The following is a 10185-nucleotide window of genomic DNA, read 5'->3' on the forward strand; positions in this document are numbered from 1 at the left end:
CTTCCCCCGCCCGCCCCTCGGTCTGACCATCTCCTGACCAGGCTCTGACCAAGCCCTTCCCCCGCCCGCCCCTCGGTCTGACCATCTCCTGACCAGGCTCTGACCAAGCCCCGCACAACCGCGTGGGAACTCGTCAGAACTTGTCGCGTAGCAGCGCGTTTATCGGCCCCTCCCGCGACCTACCCTGAAGGTATGGCAGGGCGTGGAGAGCCACCCGAGGGGACCCCGGAGGGCCTCCCCGGCGGAGGTGAGGACGAGTACCGATCCGTCGTGTTCGACGAGTCGTTCGTCCGTGCTGCCCGCCTTCAGGAGTTCTCCGCCCAGGAACGGATGCGCGAGCACGCGCGCGCGGTGCGCAGCCGGTCCAGCTGGTCGTTCAGACCCTTCACCAAACAGATAGTCGCGCTGGCCGTCCTCCTCTTCATCGCGTTCGGCACCGCCGTGTACATGGGCTTGCGTCACCCGTACCAGCCCGGTGGCGGCAGCGTCGCCGCCGAGCCCCTGCGGATGACCGTGATCCCCCTGGCCCCGCAGACCGTCGTCCCCGGCATCGACGTCGACCGCCTCTTCGACCACAGCCCGGCCGCCCAGTTCCGCACCGGCGCCGACGGCATCAACCTTCCGGCCGTCCGCAGGACCGCCCATTTCTCCGAGAGCCAGATCATCGCCGGTGTCACCACCGCCAAGGAGTATCTGGTCCAGTCCTCCCTCGATCCCCAGGTCCTGACCGGGAAGTCCGTGCACCAGGTGCGGGCACTGCTCGATCCGGAGCTGCTCGCCCAGTTCGACCAGAGCATCGACAACCCGGCCGACGACGGCCGGCACGCCGCCACGGGCTGGCTGGTGCGCTTCGATCCGGCCAAAGTCGCACTGGCAGACTCCCAGGTGCGTGTGCAGGGCACCTTCCATTACGCCGAGTCCGGCCGGGACACCCTCGATGTGACGTCCGACCACACCTTCACGTACGCCCTGCGCCCGACCGCCTCCGGTTCGGACAAGGCCGCCTCGCTCTTCACCGTCCGCCGCGAGCTGCACTTCCGCTTCGACCGCGACGACCTGCGGCTGCACCGCGTCGAGCTGCAGTTCAGCTATGTGGAGGCCGGACCGCAGGCCTGCTCGGCCGATGTCTCCGCGCAGCTGCGGCCCCTGCTCGCGGGTGAGCGGACCAGCGCGACCGGCCCGGCGGGTACCGATCCGTACGCGACCGGTCCCGCCACCGCGGCCCTCTGCGGCACCCTCGCCACCAGCGCCCAGCCGACGCCGTAAACGTCCCTAGGCGTCCCGCCCCGGCCCCTCCTGTGGCCCGTCGGTCCGGTCCGTCCCGTCGCCGTCCGTCGCCGGACCGGAAGGACGGTCCTGCGGCTCGTCCTGGGATCCGCCCTGCGGTCGGTCGGAGGTGCGCGAGGCGGAGCCCGCGCCGGTGAACTTGCCGTACAGCTTGCCGCCCAGGTCCGCCGTGCCGCCGGCTATGTCGCCGACCAGCTTCATCAGCGGGTCCTTGCTGGTGCGCACCGTCTCGGCGTACGAGGCGGCGGACTCGCGGAACGAGTCGGAGACCGAGGCGTCCTTGTCCTCCTCACGACGGGGGTAGTGGCCGTCCATCAGGCGCTGGTAGTCACGGCTGGCGGCCCACTTCTTCAGCTCGGCCGCGCGCACGGTGGTGAACGGGTGCGAGCGGGGCAGCACGTTCAGGATCTTCAGGACCGAGTCGCGCAGGTCGCCGCCCGCCTCGTACTCCTCGGCCTGCTCCAGGAACGCGTCCACGTTCATCTCGTGCAGGTGGTTGCCCCCGGCTATCTTCATCAGGCCCCGCATCGAGGCCTGGAGATCCTGGCCGACGAGCAGTCCGGCCCGGTCGGCGGACAGCTCCGACTTGCGGAACCACTCCCGCAGCGCCGTCACGATCGCCATGACCGCCACATTGCCCAGCGGGATCCAGGCGACCTTCAGCGCCAGGTTGGTGAGGAAGAGCAGGATCGTGCGGTAGACGGAGTGGCCGGACAGGGCGTGGCCCACCTCGTGGCCGACGACCGCGCGCATCTCCTCCTCGTCGAGCAGCTCCACGAGGCCGGTGGTGACGACGATGATCGGCTCGTCGATGCCGATGCACATCGCGTTCGGCCGGGGGTCCTGCGTCACGTACATCGGGGGGACCTTCTCCAGGTCCAGGATGTAACAGGCGTCCCGCAGCATCGAGTTGAGGTGGGCGAACTGGGCGTCGCTCACGCGCACGGAGTCGGAGAGGAACAGCAGGCGCAGACTGCGCTCGGGCAGCAGCCCGCTGAGCGCCTTGAAGACCGTGTCGAAGCCGCTGAGCCTGCGCAGCGCCACCAGCGCCGACCGGTCGGCGGGGTGTTCATAGGCCCGGGAGGAGATCCCGGGGAAACGTCGGCGCTGCCTGCTGGGCACGCTGTCCTGGATGTCATCGGTCATGGTGTCCCCCTGTCTGAGAGTCTCGGCTCGTCCCCCTGACGACATCCACCCTAGGCGGTGGGGCTACCGTGGGGCGGGGGCCTGTGGATAACCAAGGAGACACCTGCCATGACGGACGCCGTCGCGCTTCTCGCCGCCGCCTCGGACCAGCAGGGACCCGGCAATGTGCTGCGGATCCTGCTGCTGGTGTCGATCCTCGGTGCGGGCGGCCTCGCCTGGCTGCTGCTGCGCGGCTACCGCACGAACGACGGTGGCGACGCGGCGGCGGCCGAGCCGGACGGCGAGCCGAGCCGGGGCGCGAGCCCCGACGCGGAGGGCGTCGTCAAGGACTGAACGGCTGAGTCGGCGTGAGAGTGCCCGGGCGGCCCGCATACGATGTGCCCGAAGTCTCCGCTCCGACTCCCGGATAGGTCCTGCTGACGATGAGCCTCACCAGCACCGCCGCCACGCACCTGGTCACCCTCGCCGAGGGTGCCGAGCACGGTGGCAACCACGAAAGCCTCAGCCCGTACGTCACCGGTGGCGGCGCGCTGTTCGCGCTGCTGCTCCTGCTGTGGATCACCACGCGTTTCAACCGCGACCGCTGAGTCGGGGCGTTTCCACCGGGCCAGTAGGCTCTGCACGCATGGGAGAGCAGGAAGTGCCTACCGGTCCGGTCAAGCGGCGCATCGGCGTGATGGGCGGAACGTTCGACCCGATCCACCACGGACACCTGGTGGCCGCCAGCGAGGTGGCCTCTCAGTTCCACCTGGACGAGGTCGTGTTCGTACCGACGGGGCAGCCGTGGCAGAAGAGCCACAAGAACGTTTCCGCGGCCGAGGACCGGTATCTGATGACGGTCATCGCGACCGCGTCCAACCCGCAGTTCTCGGTGAGCCGGATCGACATCGACCGCGGCGGCGCGACGTACACCGTGGACACGCTGCGGGACCTGCGCTCCCTCAACAGTGACGCGGACCTGTTCTTCATCACCGGCGCCGACGCGCTCTCGCAGATCCTCACGACCTGGCGTGACGTGGACGAGCTCTTCTCGCTCGCCCACTTCATCGGGGTGACCCGGCCCGGCCACATACTGACGGACGACGGTCTGCCCGAGGGCGGGGTGTCGCTGGTGGAGGTGCCCGCCCTGGCCATCTCGTCGACGGACTGCCGGGCGCGGGTCGCGCAGGGCGACCCGGTCTGGTATCTGGTTCCGGACGGTGTGGTGCGCTACATCGACAAGCGCCAGCTCTACCGCGGCGAGTGAGAGAAGGGCACCCGGTGAACGACCGACAGGACCCCTACGACCCCTATGCGCCGCAGGTGCGGCTTGTCGGTTATGACGAGTACGGCCAGCCGGTGTACCAGCAGGTGCCCCAGGAGGGTTCGTACGACCCGTACGGCCAGGCCCAACCGCAGCAGACCCACCAGAGCCACCAGTCCCAGCAGGACCATCAGGGTCAGCAGCAGGGGCAGCAGGGCGGGTACGGGTACGACCCGTACGGCCAGCAGCAGCCCTCGTACGACTACGGCACCGGCTCCGGTTCCGGCTACGACGCGTACGGCCGGCCCGCGCAGCCGTCCGTGCCCCAGGAGCACCAGGGGTACGGCTACGACACGCAGCAGTGGGGCCGCGAGCAGTCCCCGGTCCAGCAGGCAGCCCAGGCTCCTGCGCAGGCGCAGGCGCAGGCGCAGGTGCAGGCGCAGGCCCAGGCACAGGCACAGGCTCCCGTGCGGGAGGCCGAGCCCGAGCCCGATCCGGTCGCCGAGCAGGGCGGTCCGGTGCTGCCGCAGCAGCGCAAGGACGAACGCGACTACCGCACCGAGCAGTTCTCCTTCATCGAGGAGCCCGACGAGGACTCCGAAGACGTCATCGACTGGCTGAAGTTCACCGAGAGCCGCACCGAGCGGCGCGAGGAGGCACGGCGCCGCGGCCGTAACCGGGTGGTCGCGCTCGTCGTCGTCCTGGCGCTCGCCGCGATCGGCGGGGTCGGCTACCTCTGGACGGCCGGAAAGCTGCCCGGCCTGTCCTCGTCCTCGGGCTCGGAGAAGCCGACGGTCGCGGTCGGGGCGCAGAAGCGGGACGTGATCGTCGTCCATCTGCACAACACCCAGAAGGGCGGCACCTCCACGGCGCTGCTCGTCAACAACGCGACCACCAAGCAGGGCACCACCGTCCTGCTGCCCAACACCCTCGCCGTCTCCAACGACGACGGCACCCGGACCACGCTCGGCAAATCGGTGGACGGCGACGGTTCGCAGGGGACCCGTGAGGCGCTCGGTACCCTGCTCGGCACCAAGATCAGCGGCACCTGGCGGCTGGACACGCCCTTCCTGGAGAACCTGGTCGACCTGGTCGGGAACATCGACATCAGTACGGATGCCGACGTGCCGGGCGCCAAGGCGGGTGCCGGTCCGGTGGTGAAGAAGGGCGAGGACCAGACGCTGACCGGGCAGATGGCCGTGGCGTACGCCACGTACAAGGGGCCCGGCGAGGCGGACGCCAAGCAGCTGCAGCGGTTCGGGCAGGTGATGTACGGGGTGTTGCGCAAGATCTCGGACGATCCGAAGGCCGCGACGATCACCGTGCAGACGCTGGCGCAGATCCTGGACCCCTCGCTGCCCGAGGCCGACCTCGGTGCCGCGCTGGCCAAGCTCGCCGAGCACGCCAAGGTCGGCGCCTACAAGACGGCGATGCTGCCGGTGCAGCAGGACGGCACGCTCAGCGCGCAGGCCGGGGACAGCGTGGTCAAGGACATCCTGGGCGGCTCGGTCACGGCGCCCGACAAGGGCTCGGCGGTCCGCGTCGGGGTCAGCAACGGCAGCGGCAACCCCAAGGCGGCGGAGAAGGCCCGGATCGCCCTGGTCAACGGCGGTTATGCCGTCATCGACGCGGGCGGCGCGAGTACGGCGGCGTCGTCCTCCGTCACGTACGGTGACGCGGCGCAGAAGGCGAAGGCCGAAGAGGTGGCCAAAACGCTGGGGCTGCCGGCCGGCGCGGTGAAGCAGGGCAAGGCCGCGGCGAACGCGGATGTCACCGTGGTGCTCGGCAAGGACTACAAGATCAAGTAATCCTTTCGGGGCTGTCGGCGGTCCGTGAGACCCTGGAGAACGATCTGAATCGATCTGACCGCCGACGAAAGCCAGCTTGTGACCGCCACGGACCGTTCCATCGAGCTCATCACCGCCGCCGCCCAGGCGGCTGCCGACCGGCTCGCGCACGACATCATCGCGTACGACGTCAGCGACGTGCTGTCGATCACCGACGCCTTCCTGCTCGCCTCCGCCCCCAACGACCGCCAGGTCAAGTCGATCGCGGAGGAGGTCGAGGAGCGTCTGAACAAGGAGCTCGGCGCCAAGCCGGTGCGCCGGGAGGGCGACCGCGACGCCCGCTGGATCCTGCTCGACTACGTGGACATCGTCGTCCACGTCCAGCACAGCGAGGAGCGTGTCTTCTACGCCCTGGAGCGCCTCTGGAAGGACTGCCCCGAGCTGCCGCTTCCCGAGGACGCGCTGAAGACCCGCGGCAAGGCCGCCGAGCACGCCCAGCTGCACGGTGGGACGGAGGACGGTGAGCTGAGCTGAACGGCAGCGACACCAAGCCCGGCCGGGGCCGCCGCGTCGTCCTGTGGCGGCACGGCCAGACAGCGTGGAACCTGGAGCGCCGCTTCCAGGGCTCCACGGACATCGAGCTGACCGAGACCGGCCTCGGTCAGGCGCGCCGGGCGGCGCGCCTGCTGGCGGCCCTGAAGCCGGACGCGATCATCGCCTCCGACCTCCAGCGGGCCGCGGCGACCGCCGGTGAGCTGGCCGCGGTCTGCGGGCTGCCGGTGACCCACGACGCCGCCCTGCGGGAGACGTACGCGGGCGCCTGGCAGGGCCTGACCCACACGGAGATCGTCGGGCGCTACGGCGAGCAGTACGCGGCGTGGAAGCGCGGCGAGCCGGTGCGCCGGGGCGGCGGCGAGCTGGAGACCGAGGTGGCCGACCGGGCCGCCCCGGTGGTGCTCGCGCACGCCGACAAGCTGCCCGACGACGGCACCCTGGTCGTGGTCAGCCACGGCGGGACGATCCGCACGACCATCGGCCGCCTCCTCGGCCTGGAGTCGCACCACTGGGAGGGCCTGGGCGGCCTCTCCAACTGCTGCTGGTCCGTCCTCGGCGAGGGCGCGCGCGGCTGGCGCCTGCTGGAGCACAACGCCGGCACGCTGCCCGAACCGGTCTTCGGCGACGACGACTGACGGCCGGGCCGACCGCGCCGGGGCGGCCCCCGGGCCGCCACCGGGCGCGCCGGGTGCCCGCCCGGGGCGGTGCGACCACCGGATTTCACTTTCCGGCAGGTCACAGGCTAAAGTTCTTCTTGTTCGCGGCGCGGGAGCGCAGGAAACAAAGCGAACAGCGGGGCTATAGCTCAGTTGGTAGAGCGCCTGCATGGCATGCAGGAGGTCAGGAGTTCAATTCTCCTTAGCTCCACAGGTACGGGAATCCCGTCCGGTCCATTCGACCGGGCGGGATTTCGCGTTTCCGGGACGCGTCCCGCCCGCGCCCCGCGTACGTCCCGCGGGCCCGCCACGGCGCCCGCGGGTGTGAGGCGACCGCCCAGCCCCGTGCCCGCGCGGTCGCCTCACGCCCAGATCTTCTCCCGCATCTCCCGCAGCATCGCCGTACGCGCGGCGCTCTCCTCGTCGTTCGGTGTGTACGTCACGATCCGGCACTCCGGCATGCCGTTGATGGACAGCGACACCGACGTCATCCGTATCTCGCCGACCGCCGGGTGCCGGAAGGTCTTCACGCGCGGGCCCGGCGGCACCACGTCGCCGTTCTTCCACAGCCGCGCGAAGTAGGGGCTGGCCTCGGAGAGCCTTGCGATGAACGACTCCCAGGCGGGCTCCCCCGCATGGCGGCCGTACTCCGAGCGCAGCGTCGCCACCATCACCGGCAGCTCCTTCTCGCGGAACAGCACCGGGCAGTTGGGCTCGGGCACGGTGAACAGCGTCCACAGGACGTTGCGCACGCCCATCGACCGGATCTCCGGGATGTCGAACAGGTCCCGGTAGGCGGGGTTGGTCGCAAGCAGGTCGTAGCGGCCGTTGTAGACCACCGCCGGATGCGGGTCCAGGGCGTCGATGATCCCCTGGATCTCGGGGCCCACCTCCACCGCCGCGGCCTCCCGGTCCGGCACGCAGGGCACGTCCGCCAAGTGGTAGAGGTGGGCGCGCTCCGGCTCGTCCAGCCGCAGGGTGCGCGCCACCGCGTCCAGGACCTGCGGCGAGGCGTTGATCGGGCGCCCCTGCTCCAGCCAGGTGTACCAGGTCACGCCGACCCCGGAGAGCTGGGCGACCTCCTCGCGGCGCAGCCCCGGCGTACGCCTTCGCAGGCCCGGAGGCATGCCGACGTCGGCCGGTGTCACCCGCGCCCGTCTGCTGCGCAGGAAGGCGGCCAGTTCTGGTCTGCGGCGTCCGTTCGGTGCGGCCACTGTCGTCACGTCCCCCATGTTCGGCTCCGTCGCCCGCCGCTGCCAGGTGCTGTCAGTACCAGCATCAGCGGGCTCTCGTTACCCGTATCGGAGCGGGGTCAGGCTGGCTGCCATGACCACCGCACTCCGTCCGGGCCCAAGTCCCCTACTCAGTAAAGACCGTGCCACTGACAACCGGCCTTCGCTGCTGCTCGCGATCGTGCTCGCGGCGCAGTTCATGGCGCTCCTCGACGTGTTCATCGTCAACGTGGCTGCTCCCACCATCCGTACCGAACTGCACGCCTCCGGCTCCGCGTTGCAGCTGGTCGTCGCCGGTTACACCATCGCGTACGCGGTGCTGCTCATCACCGGCGCGCGACTGGGCGACCTGCTCGGGCACCGCCGGCTCTATCTGACGGGCCTGGCCGTCTTCACCGCCGCCTCCCTCGCCTGCGGTCTGGCGGGCACGGCCGGGCAGCTGATCGCCTTCCGGCTGGTGCAGGGCGCCGGTTCGGCACTGATGATCCCGCAGGTGCTCAGCCTCATCCAGCGCAACTTCACCGGAGAGGCACGCACGCGTGCACTCGGGGTGTACTCCGCCGTGCTCGCCACCGGCGCCGCCGCCGGACAGGTGCTGGGCGGCATCCTGGTCAGCGCCGACCTCTTCGGCACCAGCTGGCGTCCGGTGTTCCTGGTCAACGTGCCGCTCGGGATCGCCCTGCTGGTCCTCGGCATGCGCCTGCTGCCCAAGGAGCGGCACGAGCACCGCGGCGCCGCGCGCTGGGTACGCGACCTCGACCTCCCCGGGCTGGTCCTGCTCGGCGCCGCCGTCTGCCTGCTCACCGTGCCCCTGGTGCTCGGCCAGGAGGAGGACTGGCCGCTGTGGGCCTGGCTGTCGCTGGCGTCCAGCGTGCTGCTCTTCGCCGCCTTCTGGACGTACGAGTCGCGCCTGGCCCGGCGCGGTGGCGTCCCGCTGATCGCGCCCAGGGTGCTGCGCCTGCCCGGCATGGGCCTCGCGGTCTTCCGGATCGTCGCGGTGATGGCCGTCAACGCGGGCTTCCTGTTCACCCTCACCCTGCACATCCAGGGCGGCCTCGGCTTCAGCGCGCTGCGCGCGGGACTGACCTTCGCGCCGACCGCCGTGGTCTTCGGCACGGTCGGGCTGACCTGGCGTCGCTGGCCCGCACGCTGGCAACGGGCCCTGGTGCCGGGCGGCTTCGCGCTGACCACGCTCTCCACCCTGGCCACCGGCGCCCTCCAGCGCGGCGGCGGCACGGGCGGCCTCGTCGTCTACGTGACGTACGCGGGCGTGGGAGCCGGTCTGGCGCTCGCCTTCAGCCCCACCTTCGCGCGAGCGCTCGCGGATGTGCGGCCCGAGGACGCCTCGGACGCCAGCGGGCTGCTGGCCACCGTGAACCAGCTGGGCCAGCTGATCGGCGTCGCGGCCTTCGGCACGCTCTACCTGAACCGGCTCACGGCGGGGGCGCACACCTTCGGCGGCGCGCAGTGGGCATGCTCCCTGGCGCTGTCCGCGGCGGCACTGGTGGGAGCGCTGACGGGGCTCGTATCACGACGCCGCTGACCCTCTTGCGCGACCATGGCAGAATCGTGACGGCCGGAGGGGGACGACGGACCGAACGGGAGGGAGACCGCGATGCCTGCGAGCCGCGACGACGTCCCGGACCTGTCCGGTGCGCCGCGGACAGCGACCCGGATCAGCCGCCCTTCCCGCGCGTTCTCCCAGGTCGCGGGGGTGCCCGGCGACCGCGGGAGCGTCACCTACGTGTGCACGGCCTGCGGCCACAGCTGGAGCTGAGATGGGTGCACACAGGCGGAAGTGCGACTGGTGCGGCAGCGGTACGCCCATCGTCCGGGACATGGAGCCGGTCAACGCCGACTACCAGTACTGGTGCGAGGAGTGCGCGCGGGCGCTGATCATAAAAGGCGACCCCATCGAGACCTACCGGGAGCTGGAGGGGGAGCCGATCTACGGCCGCCTCCTGGAGGCGCACTGCACCCTCAAGAGGTTCTACTCCTTCGCCACAGCCTGACGGCCCCGGCGGACCGCGGCGCCCCGTGCCACGGCCCGAGCGCCACCGCCGCCACACACACCAACCCGGCCAGCGGATAGAGCGCCGAGAGCGCCATCTGCCATCCGTTCTGCGCCAGTTCGGGGCGGCCCGCCCCGTGCGGCACCCACCACAGCGCGTACGAGCCGAAGACCAGCGCGACCGCGGCCCCGCCGGTGCGGTGGGCGCCCAGGACCACGAGCCCCGGCACGCACCACACCCAGTGGTGCGTGCCGGGGCTCGTGGTCC

Annotated in this window: 12 protein-coding genes, 1 tRNA gene and 1 pseudogene; 11 read left to right on the top strand and 3 right to left on the bottom strand. The window is 70.9% G+C overall.

The window, feature by feature from the left end; translation table 11 throughout:
- The first annotated feature begins 192 nt into the window (after positions 1–192).
- A complete protein-coding gene (locus ACJA3G_RS20335) occupies positions 193–1266 on the top strand; it encodes a hypothetical protein (RefSeq protein WP_406554448.1) in 1074 nt (357 codons plus the stop codon).
- Positions 1267–1272: 6 nt separating this feature from the next.
- On the opposite strand, the gene ACJA3G_RS20340 is transcribed toward ACJA3G_RS20335, so the two are convergent.
- Positions 1273–2433: a M48 family metallopeptidase gene (locus ACJA3G_RS20340; RefSeq protein ID WP_406554449.1), complete on the bottom strand. Its 1161-nt coding sequence runs from the start codon at positions 2431–2433 to the stop codon at positions 1273–1275.
- A 108-nt stretch (positions 2434–2541) separates the two neighbouring features.
- Between ACJA3G_RS20340 and ACJA3G_RS20345 the strand changes: the two genes are divergently transcribed.
- The 7 genes from ACJA3G_RS20345 to ACJA3G_RS20375 all read left to right on the top strand — a co-directional run bounded on the left by ACJA3G_RS20345 (position 2542) and on the right by ACJA3G_RS20375 (position 6885).
- Positions 2542–2766, top strand: coding sequence for a hypothetical protein (locus ACJA3G_RS20345; RefSeq protein ID WP_406554450.1), 225 nt, complete (start codon positions 2542–2544; stop codon positions 2764–2766).
- Between the two features lie 89 nt (positions 2767–2855).
- Positions 2856–3020, top strand: a complete 165-nt coding sequence (locus ACJA3G_RS20350; RefSeq protein WP_190092478.1) for a hypothetical protein — start codon at positions 2856–2858, stop codon at positions 3018–3020.
- Positions 3021–3058: 38 nt separating this feature from the next.
- The gene (gene nadD / locus ACJA3G_RS20355) at positions 3059–3679 is read left to right on the top strand and encodes a nicotinate-nucleotide adenylyltransferase (RefSeq protein ID WP_358837545.1); all 621 of its coding nucleotides are present in this window, start codon (positions 3059–3061) and stop codon (positions 3677–3679) included.
- Positions 3680–3693: 14 nt separating this feature from the next.
- Positions 3694–5484: an LCP family protein gene (locus ACJA3G_RS20360; protein ID WP_406554451.1), complete on the top strand. Its 1791-nt coding sequence runs from the start codon at positions 3694–3696 to the stop codon at positions 5482–5484.
- 78 nt (positions 5485–5562) lie between these two features.
- On the top strand, positions 5563–5997 hold the full coding sequence (gene rsfS, locus ACJA3G_RS20365; protein WP_365108305.1) for a ribosome silencing factor: 435 nt from the start codon (positions 5563–5565) through the stop codon (positions 5995–5997).
- Complete coding sequence (locus ACJA3G_RS20370; RefSeq protein WP_406554454.1) at positions 5994–6653, top strand: histidine phosphatase family protein; 660 nt, start codon at positions 5994–5996, stop codon at positions 6651–6653. Before rsfS ends, ACJA3G_RS20370 begins: the two co-directional genes overlap by 4 nt.
- 159 nt (positions 6654–6812) lie before the next feature.
- Positions 6813–6885 (top strand) — tRNA-Ala (locus ACJA3G_RS20375).
- A gap of 151 nt (positions 6886–7036) precedes the next feature.
- On the opposite strand, the gene ACJA3G_RS20380 is transcribed toward ACJA3G_RS20375, so the two are convergent.
- Positions 7037–7906, bottom strand: coding sequence for a helix-turn-helix transcriptional regulator (locus tag ACJA3G_RS20380; RefSeq protein ID WP_406554452.1), 870 nt, complete (start codon positions 7904–7906; stop codon positions 7037–7039).
- A 181-nt stretch (positions 7907–8087) separates the two neighbouring features.
- Between ACJA3G_RS20380 and ACJA3G_RS20385 the strand changes: the two genes are divergently transcribed.
- The 3 genes from ACJA3G_RS20385 (at position 8088) to ACJA3G_RS20395 (ending at position 9918) form a co-directional block, all read left to right on the top strand.
- Positions 8088–9449 carry an MFS transporter gene (locus tag ACJA3G_RS20385; protein ID WP_406554455.1) on the top strand — a complete coding sequence of 454 codons (1362 nt, stop codon included), beginning with the start codon at positions 8088–8090 and terminating at the stop codon, positions 9447–9449.
- A 72-nt stretch (positions 9450–9521) separates the two neighbouring features.
- On the top strand, positions 9522–9683 hold the full coding sequence (locus ACJA3G_RS20390) for a hypothetical protein (protein ID WP_406554453.1): 162 nt from the start codon (positions 9522–9524) through the stop codon (positions 9681–9683).
- A gap of 1 nt (position 9684) precedes the next feature.
- Positions 9685–9918 carry a hypothetical protein gene (locus ACJA3G_RS20395; RefSeq protein ID WP_067158879.1) on the top strand — a complete coding sequence of 78 codons (234 nt, stop codon included), beginning with the start codon at positions 9685–9687 and terminating at the stop codon, positions 9916–9918.
- Here the strand turns inward: ACJA3G_RS20395 and ACJA3G_RS20400 are convergent.
- Positions 9887–10185 (bottom strand): annotated as a pseudogene (locus tag ACJA3G_RS20400) (hypothetical protein); the annotation flags it as partial. The gene ACJA3G_RS20395 and the pseudogene ACJA3G_RS20400 overlap by 32 nt on opposite strands.

Source organism: Streptomyces sp. YS-3 (genome assembly GCF_045257485.1).
In the GTDB taxonomy this organism is placed as follows: domain Bacteria; phylum Actinomycetota; class Actinomycetes; order Streptomycetales; family Streptomycetaceae; genus Streptomyces.